General features: G+C 70.3%; 16 protein-coding genes and 1 pseudogene. 7 read left to right on the forward strand and 10 right to left on the reverse strand.

Annotated elements, in window-relative coordinates:
• Positions 1-175 precede the first annotated feature (175 nt).
• Positions 176-304, reverse strand: coding sequence for a DUF6126 family protein (locus tag AB0L71_RS16605; RefSeq protein WP_365243105.1), 129 nt, complete (start codon positions 302-304; stop codon positions 176-178).
• Between the two features lie 169 nt (positions 305-473).
• Between AB0L71_RS16605 and AB0L71_RS16610 the strand changes: the two genes are divergently transcribed.
• The 3 genes from AB0L71_RS16610 (at position 474) to AB0L71_RS16620 (ending at position 2,833) form a co-directional block, all read left to right on the forward strand.
• Positions 474-1,562, forward strand: coding sequence for an LLM class flavin-dependent oxidoreductase (locus tag AB0L71_RS16610; protein ID WP_365243107.1), 1,089 nt, complete (start codon positions 474-476; stop codon positions 1,560-1,562).
• Between the two features lie 41 nt (positions 1,563-1,603).
• Positions 1,604-2,260 carry an FMN reductase gene (locus AB0L71_RS16615; RefSeq protein ID WP_365243324.1) on the forward strand — a complete coding sequence of 219 codons (657 nt, stop codon included), beginning with the start codon at positions 1,604-1,606 and terminating at the stop codon, positions 2,258-2,260.
• Between the two features lie 150 nt (positions 2,261-2,410).
• Positions 2,411-2,833: a universal stress protein gene (locus AB0L71_RS16620; protein ID WP_365243109.1), complete on the forward strand. Its 423-nt coding sequence runs from the start codon at positions 2,411-2,413 to the stop codon at positions 2,831-2,833.
• Between the two features lie 88 nt (positions 2,834-2,921).
• On the opposite strand, the gene AB0L71_RS16625 is transcribed toward AB0L71_RS16620, so the two are convergent.
• Positions 2,922-3,485, reverse strand: a complete 564-nt coding sequence (locus AB0L71_RS16625; protein WP_365243111.1) for a hypothetical protein — start codon at positions 3,483-3,485, stop codon at positions 2,922-2,924.
• Between the two features lie 119 nt (positions 3,486-3,604).
• Between AB0L71_RS16625 and AB0L71_RS16630 the strand changes: the two genes are divergently transcribed.
• Together AB0L71_RS16630 and AB0L71_RS16635 are read left to right on the forward strand one after the other, a co-directional pair.
• Positions 3,605-4,519 (forward strand): hypothetical protein, encoded by a 915-nt coding sequence (locus AB0L71_RS16630; protein ID WP_365243113.1) that lies wholly within the window; start codon positions 3,605-3,607, stop codon positions 4,517-4,519.
• Positions 4,520-4,617: 98 nt separating this feature from the next.
• Positions 4,618-5,565 carry an NADP-dependent oxidoreductase gene (locus AB0L71_RS16635; protein ID WP_365243115.1) on the forward strand — a complete coding sequence of 316 codons (948 nt, stop codon included), beginning with the start codon at positions 4,618-4,620 and terminating at the stop codon, positions 5,563-5,565.
• Between the two features lie 111 nt (positions 5,566-5,676).
• On the opposite strand, the gene AB0L71_RS16640 is transcribed toward AB0L71_RS16635, so the two are convergent.
• Together AB0L71_RS16640 and AB0L71_RS16645 are read right to left on the reverse strand one after the other, a co-directional pair.
• Entirely contained in the window at positions 5,677-6,087 is a 411-nt protein-coding gene (locus AB0L71_RS16640) for an RNA-binding S4 domain-containing protein (protein ID WP_365243117.1), read from the reverse strand.
• A 55-nt stretch (positions 6,088-6,142) separates the two neighbouring features.
• Positions 6,143-7,828 (reverse strand): hypothetical protein, encoded by a 1,686-nt coding sequence (locus AB0L71_RS16645; RefSeq protein WP_365243119.1) that lies wholly within the window; start codon positions 7,826-7,828, stop codon positions 6,143-6,145.
• 305 nt (positions 7,829-8,133) lie between these two features.
• Between AB0L71_RS16645 and AB0L71_RS16650 the strand changes: the two genes are divergently transcribed.
• Positions 8,134-9,975, forward strand: coding sequence for a VWA domain-containing protein (locus tag AB0L71_RS16650; RefSeq protein WP_365243121.1), 1,842 nt, complete (start codon positions 8,134-8,136; stop codon positions 9,973-9,975).
• Here AB0L71_RS16650 and AB0L71_RS16655 read toward each other — a convergent pair.
• Positions 9,924-11,102, reverse strand: a complete 1,179-nt coding sequence (locus AB0L71_RS16655) for an ATP-binding protein (protein WP_365243123.1) — start codon at positions 11,100-11,102, stop codon at positions 9,924-9,926. The two genes, AB0L71_RS16650 and AB0L71_RS16655, sit on opposite strands and share 52 nt — an antisense overlap.
• A 101-nt stretch (positions 11,103-11,203) precedes the next feature.
• A complete protein-coding gene (locus AB0L71_RS16660) occupies positions 11,204-11,857 on the reverse strand; it encodes a response regulator transcription factor (protein WP_365243326.1) in 654 nt (217 codons plus the stop codon).
• 148 nt (positions 11,858-12,005) lie between these two features.
• Here AB0L71_RS16660 and metG point away from each other — a divergent pair, with 148 nt between their 5' ends.
• Positions 12,006-13,619 (forward strand): methionine--tRNA ligase, encoded by a 1,614-nt coding sequence (gene metG, locus AB0L71_RS16665; protein ID WP_365243125.1) that lies wholly within the window; start codon positions 12,006-12,008, stop codon positions 13,617-13,619.
• A gap of 85 nt (positions 13,620-13,704) precedes the next feature.
• Here metG and AB0L71_RS16670 read toward each other — a convergent pair.
• From AB0L71_RS16670 to aspS, 4 genes and pseudogenes are all read right to left on the reverse strand, one after another.
• Positions 13,705-13,863 (reverse strand): annotated as a pseudogene (locus AB0L71_RS16670) (Uma2 family endonuclease); the annotation flags it as partial.
• A 32-nt stretch (positions 13,864-13,895) separates the two neighbouring features.
• Entirely contained in the window at positions 13,896-14,708 is an 813-nt protein-coding gene (locus AB0L71_RS16675; RefSeq protein WP_365243127.1) for a L,D-transpeptidase family protein, read from the reverse strand.
• Positions 14,709-14,943: 235 nt separating this feature from the next.
• Entirely contained in the window at positions 14,944-15,903 is a 960-nt protein-coding gene (locus AB0L71_RS16680) for an intradiol ring-cleavage dioxygenase (protein WP_365243129.1), read from the reverse strand.
• Positions 15,904-16,066: 163 nt separating this feature from the next.
• Positions 16,067-17,851, reverse strand: a complete 1,785-nt coding sequence (aspS, locus tag AB0L71_RS16685; RefSeq protein WP_365243131.1) for an aspartate--tRNA ligase — start codon at positions 17,849-17,851, stop codon at positions 16,067-16,069.
• Positions 17,852-17,920: the final 69 nt, after the last annotated feature.

A 17,920-nucleotide genomic window follows, 5' to 3' on the forward strand; every position in this document is an offset into this window, starting at 1 on the left:
CGCAAGCCTTTATGGCGCCACACGTGGGATCGACCCGAGAATGCCCACCCCGAGCAGGCAGAAGACGCAGAACAAACCGAGCAACCAGGCGGCACAAGCAGCCCAGGGAGGCCGAACTGACACCACGTGGCACCATGCGGCACCAGATGGCATCACGTGACACCAAGAGGTGCCATCACTTCTGGGCGTGCTCGCCCACATAGAAGAGGATCCAGACGAACCCGGCGAAGATGTGCGTGGCGAAGACGTACACGAAGACACGCAGCGCCACGCCGCGCTCCTTCCAGCGCTCACTCTCGCCCACAGCGCCCACTCCTCCACGCACCGGAGGCCGGGGATGGCCTCCACATCCACTCCAGAGTACGCAGGCCACCCACTCCCCCTCCCCGCGGAATAGGCCCCGGGGGCGTCCCGTTGTAGGGTGTGCAAACATAGTTCAACGTTCAACAAGAAGAGTTCTGGAGGCGGGCGCCATGGAGTTCGGGATCTTCACCGTCGGCGACGTGACCACCGACCCGACGACCGGCAGGACACCGACCGAGCACGAGCGGATCAAGGCCACCCTCGCCATCGCGCAGAAGGCGGAGGAGGTCGGCCTGGACGTCTTCGCGACCGGCGAGCACCACAATCCGCCGTTCGTCCCGTCCTCCCCGACGACCACACTCGGCTACCTCGCCGCCCGCACCGACCGCATCATCCTGTCCACGTCCACCACGCTGATCACCACCAACGACCCGGTGAAGATCGCCGAGGACTACGCGACGCTCCAGCACCTCGCGGACGGCCGCGTCGACCTGATGATGGGCCGCGGCAACACCGGCCCGGTCTACCCGTGGTTCGGCAAGGACATCCGCCAGGGCATCCCGCTCGCCATCGAGAACTACGCCCTGCTGCACAAGCTGTGGCGCGAGGAAGTCGTCGACTGGGAGGGCAGGTTCCGTACGCCGCTGCAGTCCTTCACCGCGACCCCGCGCCCGCTGGACGGCGTCCCGCCGTTCGTCTGGCACGGCTCCATCCGCTCCCCGGAGATCGCGGAGCAGGCCGCGTACTACGGCGACGGCTTCTTCCACAACAACATCTTCTGGCCGATCGAGCACACCAGGAAGATGGTGGACCTCTACCGCCGCCGGTACGCGCACTACGGGCACGGCACCGCCGAGCAGGCCATCGTCGGCCTCGGCGGCCAGGTGTTCATGCGGAAGAACTCGCAGGACGCGGTACGGGAGTTCCGCCCGTACTTCGACAACGCCCCCGTCTACGGGCACGGGCCCTCGATGGAGGACTTCACCCGGGAGACCCCGCTGACCGTCGGCTCCCCGCAGGAGGTCATCGAGCGGACCCTGTCCTTCCGGGACGCCGTCGGTGACTACCAGCGCCAGCTGTTCCTGATGGACCACGCGGGACTCCCGCTCAAGACGGTCCTGGAGCAGCTCGACCTCCTCGGCGAGGAGGTCGTCCCGGTGCTGCGCAAGGAGTTCGCCAACTTGCGGCCCGCCGGAGTCCCCGACTCCGCCCCCGTACACCCGGCCGTCGCCGCCCGCACGGCCGCGAAGGAGGCCTGACCACCGTGTCCACCATGTCCACGGCGCCCACGGCGCCCGGCGTGTTCGCCACCGAGCCCCTGAGGATCGTCGCCGTGTCGGCCGGGCTCAGCAGCCCCTCCTCGACCCGGCTGCTTGCCGAGCGGCTGGCCGGCGCCGCCCGTGAACGCCTGCTCGCCGAGCAGGACCGCACGGTCGAGGTACGGGTGATCGATCTGCGCGACCTGGCGGTCGACATCGCGAACCACCTGGTCACCGGGTTCCCGCCCGGCGCCCTGGACGTAGCGATCAAGGAGGTGACGCAGGCGGACGGACTGATCGCCGTCTCGCCCGTCTTCACCGCCTCGTACAGCGGGCTGTTCAAGTCGTTCTTCGACCTGATCGACCACACGGCGCTGACCGGCAAGCCCGTCGTCATCGCGGCGACCGGCGGCACCGCCCGCCACTCGCTCGTGCTGGAACACGCGATGCGTCCGCTCTTCGCCTATCTGCGGGCCACGGTCGTGCCGACCTCCGTGTACGCGGCCTCGGAGGACTGGGGCTCGTCCGGCGACGACTACACCGACGGGCTGCCGTCCCGCATCCGGCGCGCGGGCGGCGAACTCGCGGCCATGGTCGCGGGCGGCCGGGCGGCCTCCGGAGCACCGAAGGCCCGCGGACTCGACGACGAGATCGTGCCCTTCGCACAGCAGCTCGCCGACCTCAGGACGAAGGGCTGACCGGCGACCCGGTGGGGGCCAGGAGGCCCTACCGCTCGAAGTTCTGTCCGTTTTGAATAGGGTTGGACTGAAAGAAGCGTCGTGCGGAGCTCCCCAGGGAGTCCCGCACGACGCCTCTGCACACTGAGCGGAATCGAGCTGGAGGCAGAGATGGGCAGGATCGTGGTGGGCGTCGACGGCTCCGAGTCGTCGGTCAAGGCACTGCACTGGGCCGTGCGCCAGGCGGAACTGACCGGTGACACCGTGGAGGCCGTCAACAGCTGGGAGTACCCCGCGACCAGCTGGGCGTCCATGATGCCGGGCATGCCGGAGGACTTCGACCCGCAGGCCATCGCGACCGTGGCGCTCAACGAGACGCTGGAGGAGGCCCTGGGCGCCGAGGGCGCGGCCGCAGTCCAGAAGATCGTAGTGATCGGCAACCCGGCGCAGTCCCTGCTGGAGCGCGCCAAGGGCGCGAACCTGCTGGTCGTCGGCGCGCGCGGCTACAGCGGCTTCAAGGCGACCCTGCTCGGCTCGGTCAGCCTCCATGTCACCCAGCACGCACCGTGCCCGGTGACGGTCGTACGCGACTGACGGCGACCGCGTACGGATGAGGACATGAGGACGGGCCCGCGCCGAGCGCGGGCCCGTCCTCATGTCCCGGGTGCATCGGAAGGTGCGCTCACGTCTGCCCGCGCATCCGCCCGCGCGTCTGCACCTGCCCGCGCGTCCGCGTCTGAGCCTGTTCGCGCATCTGCGCCTCCTCACGCATCTGCATCTGCGTCTGCGCCTGCCTGCGCGTCTGTATCTGCCCGCGCGCCTGCGTCTGCCCGCGCACCTGCTCGTGCGTGTAGAAGAGGTAGAAGCTCGCGATGAACATCCCGAGGCCCACCGACAACCCCAGCGCCGAGGACCGCAGCACGCTCGAACCGGTCAGCCCGACCAGCAGGCCGATCGCCGCGGACGTCAGAGCGCCGTACGCCACCCCCCGCACCAGCGGCAGCAAGCGGTGCTGGATCCGGCCCAGCGCGAAGCACAGGACGGCGAGCACCACGGCGGTGATCAGGCCGTACCAGAACTGCCGGCCGCCGCTCGCACCGTGGTTGCGGAGGATGAACGACGCGTAGAGACCGTATGCCGCACCCAGCGTGACGGGTATGGCCCAGGAGGCCGCACTGTGCCGAGCGCGCCGATGCGCCCCTGCCCCGGCCTGTCGGCGGAACGGCATCGCTGCGTGAGTGGCCATGGCGGAGTGCTCCTTCCGTCGCCCCGTTTCCCTCCAGAGCACACCCGGCCGCGTCGCCCGGCAACTCGGATGGCGCAATGTCCGGGGCGCGTCGCTGCCGCACACGATTCCCTGGGGAGATGCGCAGGTATGTCTCGGCGGTCCCGGCAGTGGTGATGATGGTGCTGCTCGCCCTGCTCGTCCCGCTGAGCGCGCTCGCCGCCTGGGTGGACCTGGAGATCGACAACACCGACCGTTACGTCGCCGCGGTGGCCCCGCTCGCCTCCGACCCCGAGGTACGCAGCACGGTCAGTGACCTCATCACCGACGAGGCGATGAAGCAGATCGACGTCGGACCGCTCCAGAGCACCGTGCGGAACCTGCTGCACGAGGCGGTGATGTCCTTCACCACCACCGACGCCTTCCAGGCTGCCTGGAGCGCCGCCAACCGCACCGCGCACCACTCCGTCACCGCCGCGTTGAACGGCAGAACCGGCGAACCCGTGGTGATCGATCTGGCGCCCGTGACCGAGCAGGTCAAACAGAACCTCACGAAGAACGGGGTGCCGTTCGCCGACCTGATCCCGGTCCAGCACACCGACATCACCATCATCTCCGCCGACCGCGCCGACCAGTTGCGCCAGACCTTTCGCCTGCTACGGGCCGGCAGCATCTGGCCCGCTGTGGGCACGGTTGTGTTCACCGTCCTGACCGTGGTCGTGGCCTGGCTGCGTGGAGGGAGGGGGCTGCGCGGAGGGCCCGGACGCCGGCGCTCCGCGCGCGCCGCGTTGTCGGCCACGGCGGTGGCCGGGGCCGGTTTCGCGCTGGGGGCGCTGGTGCTGCGCGCGGTGATCGCGGTCGCCCGCAACCGGGTGCTGTCCGAGGTCCCGGACGCCCAGACGGGCGGTGCGGCGGCGGTGTACGACGCGCTGACGCACTCGCTGCGCACGACCGTGTGGGTGGTGTTCGCCGTGGGCCTGGTGGTGGCGGTGTGCGCGGTGCTCGGACGGCGGTGGATGGCGCGCACCGGGAGCGGCGACGGGCGGACCCCGTAGCGGAGGGAGCGGACCGGATTCGACGTGCGGGGGTGGGCGGGCCGGGGAAGAGTGGTTGTCGTGACTGTCGGATCGGGGACGACTGAGAGGTCATCCACATGCGAGCCATAGCCGTCAGCGCATTCAGGGCAGACCCGGCACTGGTCGAGGTGCCCAAGCCCACCCCGAAGGCCGGCGAGGTACGGATCAGGATCGAATACGCCGCGCTCAACCCCTGCGACTGGCAGGCCGCCCAGGGCCCCCCGGAGAACGAAACCGCCCCTCAGGCGTTCCCGCTGGTCGTCGGCGTGGACTACGCGGGCCGGGTGGACATGATCGGCAGTGGCGCGAACCGTTTCCGGGTCGGCGACCGGGTCTTCGGACGGGTGCCCGGGCCCCTGGCCGGCGCCGGTACCTACTGCGACTACGTGTCCGTACCGCAGGACTCCGCCATCACCCTCGTCCCGCAGGGCCTCCCCCTCCGTACCGCGGCGGCGCTGCCGTCCGCCGGAATGACCGCCGCCGAGATCCTGGAGATCGCGGTACTCCGCGGCCACGAGAGCCTGCTGGTCATCGGTGCGGCGGGCGGCGTCGGCAGTTGTCTGACCCAGCTCGCGTCGGCCCGCGACGTACGCGTGTACGCGGCGGTGCGCGGCGACGAGCGCCGGCGGATGACGGCCCTCGGCGCCACCGCCACGATCGACACCACGGACCGCCCCCTCGAAGCGACGATGCGGGAAGTCTGCCCGGACGGCGTGGACGCACTGGTCGACCTGGTGTCCACCACCCCGAAGGACTTCGCCGCGCGCGCCGCGCTGGTACGCAGCGGCGGTATCGCCCTCACCACCCGAGGCGTCGCCGCCGGGGCCGCCCTGCCTGCGGGCGTGACCGGTATCGACTTCCGGCTCGAACCCACTCCGGTCCTGCTCGACGTCCTGGCGGAGGGCGCCGCCGAGGGCGTACTGCGGGTGCCCATCGACATCGAACTCCCGCTGGAGAAGGCCCCACAGGCCCTCGACCGCAACCGGACCGGCGGCGCACGCGGCAAGACGGTCATCGCGATCTGAGCCCGCGCGTGCCGGGATGAAGCCCGCGCGCATCTGAACGCAGCCTGCGCGTGCCTGGATGCGGCCGGCCCGGATCGTGCCGCGCACCCGTCGCTCAGGTGCCCCTCGGGCTCACTCGGGGTGCGATCCGGGCCCGGAGCCCCGGAGTCGCTCCATCTCCCGCCGGTCCCGCTTCGTGGGACGCCCCGCGCCCCGGTCCCGTACCGGAACCTGGATCGCCAGCTCGCGCGGCGGCGGGGGCGGGCTGTTGTCGATGAAGCACTCCGCCGCCACCGGCGGGCCGACCCTCTTCTTCACGATCTTCGACACGACGACGATCCGGTCCCGGCCCGCATGCCGCAACCGGACCTCGTCACCGACGCGCACCGTCTGGGCGGGCTTGGCCCGCTCGCCGGCGACCTTCACATGTCCCGCGCGGCAGGCGGCAGCGGCCTGCGAACGGGTCTTCGTCAGCCGGACCGACCAGATCCAGACATCGACCCGGACGCTTCCCTCCGCCTGCGGCGCCTCACCGGAAACCATGCAACCGACTCTATAAGGGCGGTCCCGGACCACGCGCCGGGTCGCGGAGGGGTCATCAGCCGAAGTCGCTGATGACCTCCGCCACGTTGTAGCTGTAGACCTCCCGCTTGCACGCCTCGCACATGCTCGGCGCGTGCTCGCTCAACGACCAGAGCTGCGGCGCGAACCCGTCACCGCGCCCGTGTGCGAGGTAGAGGTCCTCGGGCCCGAACGAGGTCTCCAGGGTCTTGGCGTTGCCGACGAGCTGGCTGGTCCCGTCGACCGTTCCCGGCGTGGCCTGGAGCAGTCGACCGTTGTCGAAGCCGTTGCTGCGGTGGAAGTACCACGCGCCCTCGTACCGCACGACGCCCTGGATCTTGTGCCACAGGTTCTCGCCGTTGAAGGTGGCCCCGGTCGGCAGTCCGTAGGCGAGGTCGGCCTGGGCGACCGTGCCGGTCGCGCCCTCGACGGCGGCCGTCAGCTCGGTCATCGGATAGGTGGCGACGCGACCGGGGCTGGTGCCGCCGTTGTTGGTGTTGCAGTACTCACCGAGCACCAGATGATCGGTGCCGGTCCGGTCCAGCGAGAGGTACGAGGCCTTCGGGCGCCCGGTGGCATAGCACTGGTTCCCGCTGGTGGTGCCGCCGTTCTTCGCCGTGGTGAACTTCAGGGTGGCGATCTGCGGCATGACGTAGCGGTAGCCGTAGGCGTACCAGACGTTGTTCTGCCGGCCGATGCGCTTCTTGTCCACGACGTTGCTGACCAGACCGTCCGGCGTCGGGTCGTCGACATCGGCGTCGTTGTCCGGGTTGAGGTCCATGATCTTGCGCAGGTCGAAGACCCGCATGCCGTTGGCGGTGTCGGCGACGTACAGGTAGTTGCCGTACCAGACCATGCCGCCGGCGTGAATGCCGTTCTGCGCGGCGCAGGAGGACGTCACGCTGGTGGTGCAGGTGCCCTCGCGCGCATGCAGTGCGTCGAAGGAGATGTGGTCCTTGGAATTGACGTACGGCCAGACCAGCAGCACATGGCGGTACATCTGGGTGGCCTGGTTGAAGAAGGTGACCCGGATGCCCTTCTCGTTGCAGGCGTCCGACGCGGAGTCCTGTACGCAGTTGTCGCTGCCGGAGGCGTAGTCGCTGCGGCCCGGGTTCTCCGCGTCGTATCCGGCGACGGCGATCGGCTCGGCGTTCGACGTGCCCCAGTCCTCGTCCTCCTGGGCGTCCGACACCCCGGTGATGGCCTGCGGTACCCATTCCGAGGACGTGGCGTCGTCGCTCTTCCAGCAGATGCGGTGGTTGACCGCCAGATCGGAGCCGTAGATACCGGTGGTTCCGCAGGCGTCCTCCCAACCGGCGGGCCGATTGGCCAGCTCCATCAGTTCGGTCAGGCCCTGCTTGGGCAGCGCGGCATCCAGATCGGTGACGAGTCCGGAGAGGTCGGAGCCCGCCGCGAGCGTGAAGTCGGCGGCCCTGCCGGGGACGGGCGCTTCGGCAGCGACGCGTGGGGAAGCCGTGGCGGAGCCGCTCGTGGTACCGGCGAGATCGTCCTGCTCACCTTCGGGTTCGTCGTCGAAACCGTCGTCCGGCATGCCCTCGTGCCCCGTTGCGGGATCGTCCGCGGCCGGCACCGCTGCGGATACGGAGGACGGAGCGGCCGCCTGGCTGACGGAGGCGCCGGCCGCGGGTGCGAGACCGGAGAGAACCGCCCCTGCCGCCACCGCACACGCCGCAAGACGCGTGCTACGAGAACGCTTTCCCATGGAAGGGCCCTTCTTGACGCATACGGAGACACGGACCACGACATGACTGACTGGCTGACTACCTGTCAGAAGGCAGGCTCTCCACGCTAACAACGCGACTCATGACCGGTAGGCACATGCGAACGACGCACATCAGACCCGCACCGCATGCGCACAGGACCAGTTGCGGCTCAGCCGCCCCGTGGGCGGGCCGCACCACCGAATGGCCGGATCCGGCCGCTAACCTTACGTATCCGCCCTGGCCAGGGATGAATCCCCGCAGGTCGGACATTCATCGCACCCAACTCACGCGAAAGGCCTCGCCCATGGGCATTCGGAGCTTGCTGCGCAAGGTGTTCGGCCGCGACCGTGCGGAGCAGGACGCGTCGACACCGACGGCCACGGTCCCGCCCCAGACCGAACGCACCGCATCCGTGGAGCCGGAGCAGGAGCAGGAGTCGGTCGCGGTGTCGGTGGGCGAGCCGGCCGCGCAGGCCTCCTCGGTGCACGAAACCACCCCGCCCGCCACGTCTTCGGTGCTGCCGCCCGCCTCTCCCCGGTCCGCGACCGCGGACGACGAAAGCCCGGTGTCGGACCTCGTCGCGGCGGCGTTCGACAAGGCGGCCCTCTCCAAGGTCCCGGCCCAGGGCCCGGCCCCGGATTCGACGGAGCCGGAGAGCAAGGCCGAGATCGAGGCCGAGATCGAGGCTGAGGCCGAGGCAGTGGAGACCGCTGAGCAGGAGGCTGCGGCAGTGGAGACCGCCGCCGCGCTCGAGACGGAGATCGCGCCCGAGGCCACACCCGCTGCCGAGACCGCGTCCGAGACCGCCGCCGTCGAGGCCGAAGCCCCCGGCGAGGCCGAGCCGGTCCAGGCCGAGGCAGAGGCCGTCGAGACCGAGGCCCCCGCCCAGCCGGAGCCCGCCGCCGAGATCACGCCTGCGCCCGACACGATCCACGAGACGCTCGCGGCCGCCGAAGTCGAGCCGACCGTCGAGGTCGAGCCGACCACCGAAGTCGAGGGAGAGGCCAAGGTCGAGGTCGAGGCAGAGACCAAGGTCGAAGACGAAGCCGAAGCCAAGGTCGAGGCCGAAGAAGAAGCCGAGGTCGCCACCGAGACCACCCCCGCCACCGAGGCGGAGACCACGACCGCCGAGCCCGAGGCCGGAGCAGAAGTCGAGCCCGAGGCCGCCACTGAGGCCGAGGTCGAGGCTCAGGCCGAGGTCGCTCCCGAGACCACCCCCGCCCCCGAGGCGGAGACCGAAGCCGCCCCCGAGGCAGAAGCCGAACCCGAGCCCCTCGCAACCACCGAGCCCGAGCCCGAGGCCGAGGCAGAGGTCGAGCCCGAGGCCGCCACGGACGCAGCTCCCGAGGCCGAGACCCCCGTCGAGCCCGAGCCGGTCAAGGCCGAGGCCGAGCCCACCACCCCCGCCGTGGACACCACGGACACCACCCCCACCCCCGCCGTGGACACCACGGACACCACCACCCCCGCCGGGTCCGCCGTCCCGCTCGCCCGCGTCACGGCCGGCGCACCCGGTCTCGTCGACGCGTACCAGGCCGCCGGGGCCGGGCTGGAGGCCCACGGACTGACCGGGCTGCGCGCCACCGTCTACCTGGTCCTCGACCGCTCCGGCTCGATGCGGCCGTTCTACAAGGACGGCAGTGCCCAGCACCTGGGCGACCGCACCATGGCCCTCGCCGCGCACCTGGACGAGCAGGCCACCGTCCCCGTCGTCTTCTTCTCGACCGAGATCGACGGCACCGGCACGGTCGACCTCACCGCCCACGAGGGCCGGATCGACGAGCTGAACGCGGGCCTGGGCCGCCTCGGCCGCACGAACTACCAGTGCGCCGTCGAAGAGGTCGTCGCGCACTACGAGAAGTCGGGGGCGACCGGCCCGGCCCTGGTGATCTTCCAGACGGACGGCCCGCCGGACGCCAAGCAGCCCGCCAAGCAGGCACTGGCCGAGGCGGCACGGCTGCCGCTGTTCTTCCAGTTCGTCGCGTTCGGTGACCTGGACGCGAAGGGCTTCGACTTCCTGCGGAAGCTGAACGTCCCGAACGCCGGGTTCTTCCACGCGGGCCCGGCCCCCCGCGAGGTCGAGGACACCACGTTCTACCGCGAGGTCCTCGCCGCCCTCCCCGGCTGGCTCGCCGCCCGGGACTGATCCACCGGCAGCCGCACGGTCACGGCGAGGCCGCCCTCCGGGCCCGGCACCGCCGTGACCGTGCCGTCGTGCGCCATGGCGATGGAGCGCACGATCGACAGGCCGAGCCCCGATCCCCGCCCCATCCGGTCCCGGCCCTCGCCCCGCCGGAACGGCTCGAACAGCCCGGGGATGTCCCCGGCATCCACCACGGGCCCGGTGTTGCGCACCACCAACAGCCCCTCGCCGTCGACCGTCGCCAGGGACACGTCGACCGTGCCGTCGGGAACGTTGTACGTGACGGCGTTGGCCAGCAGATTCGCCACCAGCTGGGCGAGCAGCAGCCGGTTCCCCCGTACCGCACACGGCCCGGCGCCGACCTTCACGCCCGGGTGCCGGGCCGCCTCCTCGGCCACCACCTGCGCCAGATCCACCGCTTCCCGCTCGCCCGCCGCGAGCCCGCGCTCGCTGCGGGCCAGGACGAGCAGCCCCTCGATGAGCCGCTCGCTGCGCCGGTTGCTGTCCAGCAGCGTCTGCCGGGTCCGAGCCAGGTCCTCCTGGGACGGGTCGTCCAGCCCGATCTGGATCGCGGCCCGCTGGGTGGCGAGGGGGGTCCGCAGCTCATGGGAGGCGTTGGCGATGAACCGGCGCTGGCTGTCGAACGCCTTCTCCAGCCGGGCCAGCAGCGCGTCGAGCGTGTCGCCGAGCTCCTTCAGTTCGTCGTCGTGCCCGCTGGACGCGATCCGTTCGTGCAGGTTGTGCTCGGAGAGCCGCCGCGCCTTCGCGGTCATCGCGTGGACGGGCCGCAGGACCCGCCCCGCGGTCCACCACCCCACCCCGACCGCGCACGCCGTCATGACCAGCAACGCGGCCACGGACCACATCAGCAGCTGATGACCGGCCGCGTCGCTGACGTGGTCGGTGAGGTCGTAGACGGTGGGCGGCCCCAGCCTGCGCCGGGTGAGGAGAGGGCCGTTCACCGCGTATCCCGGCTGGACGACCGCCGCCGTGCGGGCGATGGCGCGCGCCTGGGAGTCCGTACCCGCGCGGGAGGCGAGGTTGACCGTGGCGAGCAGCGCCGTCCCGAGCACCAGGAACACCCCGCCGTACACCAACGCGATCCGGGTCCGGATCGTGGAGTGCTGCACCCCCGGCACCCGAGGGACGTGCGGAACACGAGGGACGTACGGAACCCGGAGGAAGCGCGGGAACTGGAAGCGCGGGACCCTGAGGAAGCGCGGCGTGCACTTCACAGGGCGTACCCCACGCCCTGCACGGTACGGATCAGGGCCGGCTCCCCGAGCTTCCCGCGCAGCTTGCTCATACAGACCCGGACGGCGCCGGTGAACGGATCGGCGTTGGCGTCCCAGGCCCGCTCCAGCAGCTCCTCCGCGCTGACCGTCCCCCCGTCGGCCTCCAGCAGCAGCTGCAGCACCGAGAACTCCTTCGGCGAGAGGTCCAGCTCCCGGCCCTCCCGGGAAGCGGTGCGCCGTACGGTGTCGAGCCTGATCCCGTGCCGCTCCAGCTGCGGCGGTACGGGGCGGGCGCTGCGCCGCCGGAGCGCCCGTACCCGCGACACCAGCTCGGGGAACTCGAAGGGCTTGCCCAGATAGTCGTCGGCCCCGAGGTCGAGGCCGGCGACCCGGTCCTCCATGGAACCGGCGGCGGTGAGCATCAGAATCCTGGTCCGGGAGCCGGCGGCGACCAGTCTCCGGGCCACGTCGTCGCCGTGCACCCGCGGCAGGTCCCGGTCGAGGACGACCACGTCGTAGTCGTGCAGCCCCAGATAGGCGAGGGCGGCGTCGCCGCTGTAGACCGTGTCGACGGCGAAACCGGCCCGCCGCAGCCCGGTCGCGACCAGTTCCGCCAGGATCTCCTCGTCCTCGGCGACCAGTACCCGCATCGTGATGTCCCCTGCCTCGTGCATGCGTGTCCGCTCCCTCCCAGGATGCGTCCTTGCTACGGGAGGGCGTGTTTCGCAAAGGTCTCCGTGCCCGGGGCCCGGGTTATCGATGTGAGTCGATCTTCTGCGGACCGTTAGGATTTCGACCATGGCGGCCACTGGATCCGAGAAGCAAGGGGGCGACGACGTGAAGAGTTTCTACGTCTCGACCCCCATCTACTACGTCAACGACGCTCCTCACCTGGGCCACGCCTACACGACCGTCGCAGGCGACGTGCTCACCCGCTGGCACCGCCAGCGCGGCGAGAAGGTGTGGTACCTCACCGGCACGGACGAGCACGGTCAGAAGATCATGCGCACGGCCGAGGCGAACAATGTCACACCGCAGGAGTGGTGCGACAAGCTCGTCGAGGAAGCATGGAAGCCCCTCTGGGAGCACCTGAACATCGCGAACGACGACTTCATCCGTACGACGGAGAAGCGTCACACCGACCGGGTGCAGGAGTTCGTGCAGGACCTGTACGACAAGGACCAGATCTACAAGGGCGGGTACGAAGGCCCGTACTGCGTGGGCTGTGAGGAGTACAAGCTCCCCGGCGACCTCATCGAGGCGGAGGACGGCACCAAGCTGTGCCCCGTCCACAAGAAGCCGGTGGAGATCCTCAAGGAGGAGAACTACTTCTTCAAGCTGAGCGAGTACGGTCCGAGGCTGCTGGAGTTCTACGCGAACAACCCGGGCTTCGTCCAGCCCGAGTCCGCCCGCAACGAGGTCGTGAACTTCGTCCGGCAGGGCCTGCAGGACCTCTCCATCTCCCGCTCGACCTTCGACTGGGGCGTCCCGGTGCCGTGGGACGAGAAGCACGTCATCTACGTGTGGGTCGACGCCCTGCTCAACTACGCCAGCGCGGTCGGCTACGGCGCCAACCAGGAGAAGTTCGACGCCACCTTCCCGGCCAATGTGCACCTGGTCGGCAAGGACATCCTCCGCTTCCACGCGGTGATCTGGCCCGCGATGCTGATGGCGCAGGGCCTCCCGCTGCCGGGCCGGGTCGCGGCCAACGGCTGGCTGATGGTCGGCGGCGAGAAGATGTCCAAGTCGAACCTGACCGGCATCAAGCCGCAGGACCTGACCTCGCACTTCGGCGTGGACGCGTACCGCTGGTACTTCCTGCGCGCCATCGCGTTCGGCAGCGACGGCTCGTTCTCCTGGGAGGACTTCTCCGCCCGCTACACCTCAGAGCTCGCCAACGACTACGGCAACCTCGCCTCCCGCGTCGCCGCCATGGTCGGCAAGTACTTCGGCGGGACGCTCCCGGAGGCCACCGCCGCAGGTGACGCCGAGAAGGCGGTCCAGGAAGGACTGGCGCACGCCGTCGCCACGGCCGACGCCAAGATCGGCGAGGAGCTGGACTTCCAGGCGGGCATCCTGGCGATCTTCGACTTCGTGAAGCAGGTCAACGGCTACATCACGGAGCAGGAGCCCTGGAAGGTGGCCAAGGACACCTCCCCCGAGGGCCAGGCCCGCCTGGCGACGATCCTCTACACGGCCGCCGAGTCGCTGCGTGGTGTCGCGGTCCTGCTGAACTCCGTGATGCCGGAGACCTCGCAGAAGCTGTGGGACTCGCTCGGCGCCGAGGCGTCCCTGGGCGCACTGGCCGACCAGCGCATCCAGGACGCGGGCACCTGGGGCCTGCTCCCGGTGGGCTCGACGGTGACGAAGGGTGCGGTGCTGTTCCCCCGCCTGGAGGAGAAGCCGGCCTGAGCGACCGGCTCAGGCACCTGAGTACAGCGAAGGGACGGGACCGCACGGCGGTCCCGTCCCTTCCTCGTGTTCCGGCGCCTGCGGGTCAGCGGACCCAGTTCTTCAGCGGCTCGGTGTCCAGCTCGATGCCCACCGGATCGGGCAGTTCGACGGTCTTGCCGTAGGGCACGGTCACCACCTGCTCGTACCGCACACCGTCGGGCTGCGAGTGCACCTCGACCTCGCAGGTGCCTCGGTCGATCAGCGTACGGGCCTGGCGCCGGGCCCGTACTCCGTTCACCGCTCCAGTCCCTCCGCGTCCCCCATCACGACGACCGGTTTCTTCGCCGGGTCCAGGAGCTGGAGCAGTTCCCTCATCCGGTTCTCGGGCAGCGCGATGCAGCCCTGGGTCGGGCCGTCGTGGTCCACGTGGATCCAGATGCCGCCGCCCCGCTCCCGGCCGAGCGGACGTTGCGGGTCCAGGGGCGAGCCCCCGGGGACCCGGTTGTAGTCGATGGCGATGACGTAGTCGAAGGAACCCGCCAGCGGCTCCCCGTCGAACCCCTCGCCGCCCACCGTGAATGCCGGGTTCTGGCTGTACGGGAGCATCGTTCCTGGTGCGTCGAGCAGGCCGCCCGCGGAGGTCAGTCCGTAGACCCCGGTCGGGGTGCGCAGGTCGTTCTCCCAGTGCTCGTCCGTCCAGCCGTTCAGGCCGTTGCGGGCCGGCCAGCGGTCGGTGACCGCACGCCAGCCCAGGGCGGGGTCGTCGCGGGTGTACAGGACCGCGCTCGACAGGCTGGAGTCGTAGGAGTCACCGGTGACGACGAGGGCCTGGCGGGAGTCCGCCGGGATCTCGACGGTGGTTCTCGGCCCCAGCGCGGGGATCGCGCGGGGGACGGCGCGCGGCGCGCGCGGACCGGGAGCGGCCCGTCCGCCCTCGGCCTGCGGGCCCGCGACGCCCGCACTGCCCGTGGCGGTGGCCCTGGCCGCGTGTGGCCCGACAGCGGCGTCGGAGCCGCTGCCGCAGGCGGTGAGCAGCAGGAGCGTGAGGGCCCAGGTTCCGGCCCGGACTGCGTACGGGGAACGCCGGGCGGCCGGCGTACGGGACACGGGCACGGGAACTCCTGGGCGGTCGTGGGCCGACACGGTGCGGGCGAGCTCCCCGTCACGACTCGTCCCGGTGAGCCCAGTCAACGCCGGGCCGTACGCGCGCGAACCCGCACGAGGGCCATCTGGCGGTATCCCGCGCCCGGCACGCGCACCGCAAAGGGTCCGGCCCCCTGCCGCGGGGGCAGGGGGCCGGACCCTTCGTCCGAGAAGTGGCGCAGTAGACCGTGAGGACCGGTCAGAGATCCGTTCCGTCGTGGGTCTCGTCCGGGTCGACGCCCATCGTGATCGAGGCGACGACACCGCGCGCCATGTGGTGCTTGCGGTACGAGAGCTTCAGCAGCCCGCCCGTGACACCGCTCTGGTCGTAAATGGTGTCCTCGGTGAGGGTGGTACGGGTGGTGGTGCTGGTCGAGTACGGCTCGATCTTCGCCGAGTCGAGGACCGCCGACTCCGCGAAGAAGAACTGTCCGGTGTGGCAGGTGTGGCCGCCCTCGTACCCGGCGTCGGTCAGCTTCCCGCCGACGTGCACCTTGGTGTGGATGTGCACACAGCGCCCCTGGTACCAGCCCGGGAAGATTGTCTTGAACTCCACGTACCCGTGCTTGTCGGTGAGCTGGGTACCCCTCAGGTAGCGCTCGTCGTCGGTCGGCTCGCTGTGGCCACCGCCGCCGCCTCCGGGCCCGCCCGACGGGGGCTCACCCGTGGGTGCGTCGGTGGGGACGCCGGTGGGCGCGTCGGTGGGCATGCCACTGGGGGGCGTGCCGTCGCCGGGGCCTCCGGGGCCGCCAGGGCCGCCGGTGCTCGCCGCCTCGTAACCCGAGTAGATCCCCAGGGCGTCGCAGTGCCAGATGTCGACGGCGGCGTGGGCGAGCGGCTTGCAGCTGTCGGAGTCGATCACCTTGAGCCGGAGGGTCAGGGGGATGCCCTCCTTGTCCTCGGTGATGTCCTTACGGATCTTGTCCGCGTCGATGTAGTACGGCCCCTCGGTGGTCTCCGAGGTGAGCCGGTAGCACTCCTCGCCCTTCTTCCCTCCGGACTTCTTCCCGCGGGCCGCCTTGGCCGGGTCCTCGTCGGCGGATGCGGTGGCAACGGCGCCTGCCCCGATCCCGGCGGCGACGACCGTCGCACCTGAGGCGATCACCATCCTTCGACGCGTCATGTCCTTCTTGTGCGCGGGCTCTTGAGTGTCTGTCATGAATGCTGAATCTAGGGAGGGGAACTGGGAGCGGCGTAGGTGCGGGCTGTGCGTTGCTGTGAGGAATCCGGCCACTCGCGCCTGCCCCGCCGCACACGGCGAACAGCCCCCGGCGAAGGGCGCCGGGGGCTGTTTCACGTGGAACCGGGAGAGGAGCGGGCGGCTACTTCTCCGTCTTGTCCTTGGCCGCGGCCGCGGGCTTGCGCAGCTGGATGTTCAGCTCACGCAGCCGGGACTCGTCCAGCTCCGTCGGGGCGCCCATCATCAGGTCCTGGGCGTTGCCGTTGAGCGGGAAGGCGATCGTCTCGCGGATGTTGGGCTCGTCGGCCAGCAGCATCACGATGCGGTCGACGCCCGGGGCGATGCCGCCGTGCGGCGGGGCGCCGAGGCGGAAGGCGCGGAGCATGCCCGCGAACTCGTGCTCGACGGTCTCGCGGTCGTAGCCGGCGATCTCGAAGGCCTTGAGCATCACGTCGGGCTCGTGGTTACGGATGGCACCGGAGGACAGCTCGATGCCGTTGCAGACGATGTCGTACTGCCAGGCGAGGATGTCGAGCGGGTCCTTCTCCTCCAGGTCCTTCATGCCGCCCTGCGGCATCGAGAAGGGGTTGTGGGAGAAGTCGATCTTTCCGGTGTCCTCGTCCTTCTCGTACATCGGGAAGTCGACGACCCAGCAGAACCGGAAGACGCCCTCCTCGAAGTGGCCGGAACGCTTGGCGGCCTCGACGCGGACAGCGGACATGATCTTGGAGACCTCGTCGAACTCGCCCGCGCCGAAGAAGACCGCGTGGCCCGGGACGAGGGAGAGACGCTCGGTGAGGGTCTTGACGTCGGTCTCGGTGAGGAACTTGGCGATCGGGCCGGTGAGGCCGCCGTCCTCGCCGACCCGGACCCAGGCCAGGCCCTTGGCGCCGTGCTGGACGGCGTAGTCGCCCAGGCCGTCGAAGAACTTCCGGGACTGGCCCGCGGTGTCCGGGACCGGCAGGGCGCGCACGTGCTTGCCAGCGAAGGCCTTGAACTCCGAGTCGGCGAAGACGTCGGAGATGTCGACCAGTTCCAGCTGGGCGCGGAGGTCCGGCTTGTCGTTGCCGTACTTCAGCATCGACTCGCGGAACGGAATGCGCGGGAACGGCGAGGTGACGTGGCGGCCGTTGCCGAACTCCTCGAAGAGCTCGGTCATCAGCTTCTCGATCGGCTGGAAGACGTCCTCCTGCTCGACGAACGACATCTCGACGTCGAGCTGGTAGAACTCACCGGGCGAACGGTCGGCGCGGGCGTCCTCGTCGCGGAAGCACGGCGCGATCTGGAAGTAGCGGTCGAAGCCGGAGATCATCAGCAGCTGCTTGAACTGCTGCGGGGCCTGCGGCAGGGCGTAGAACTTGCCCGGGTTCAGGCGGGACGGGACGACGAAGTCACGGGCGCCCTCGGGGGACGTCGCGGTGAGGATCGGGGTCGCCATCTCGTTGAAGCCGAGGGCCACCATCTTGGAGCGGATGGAGGCGATGACGGCCGAGCGCAGCATGATGTTGCGGTGCATGCGCTCACGGCGCAGGTCGAGGAAGCGGTACTCCAGGCGCCGCTCCTCGTTGACCCCGTCCTCGGCGTTGATCGTGAAGGGCAGCGGGGCGGCCTCGCCCAGCACCTCGACCTCGCCGACCTCGATCTCGATCTCGCCGGTGGCGAGGTCCGGGTTGACGTTGTCTGCGCCGCGCGCGGAGACCTTGCCGTCGATCCGTACGACGGTCTCCTTGGTGAGCTTCGCGAGGGCCTCGTTGCCGGGGGTGCCGGGACGGGCGACGAGCTGCACCAGACCGTAGTGGTCGCGCAGATCGATGAAGAGGATGCCGCCCAGGTCTCGGCGATTGTGCAGCCAGCCACTGAGCCGGACGTCGGTGCCGACGTCAGAGGCGCGGAGCTCGCCGCAGGTGTGGGACCTGTACCGATGCATTCTCGTTCATCCAGTCTTCGCGGTTCGGGGCGGAATCAACCCCACCAGGCTACCGCCCGGACCCGCACC

It is taken from the genome of Streptomyces sp. NPDC052052, from assembly GCF_040680455.1.
GTDB lineage: Bacteria > Actinomycetota > Actinomycetes > Streptomycetales > Streptomycetaceae > Streptomyces.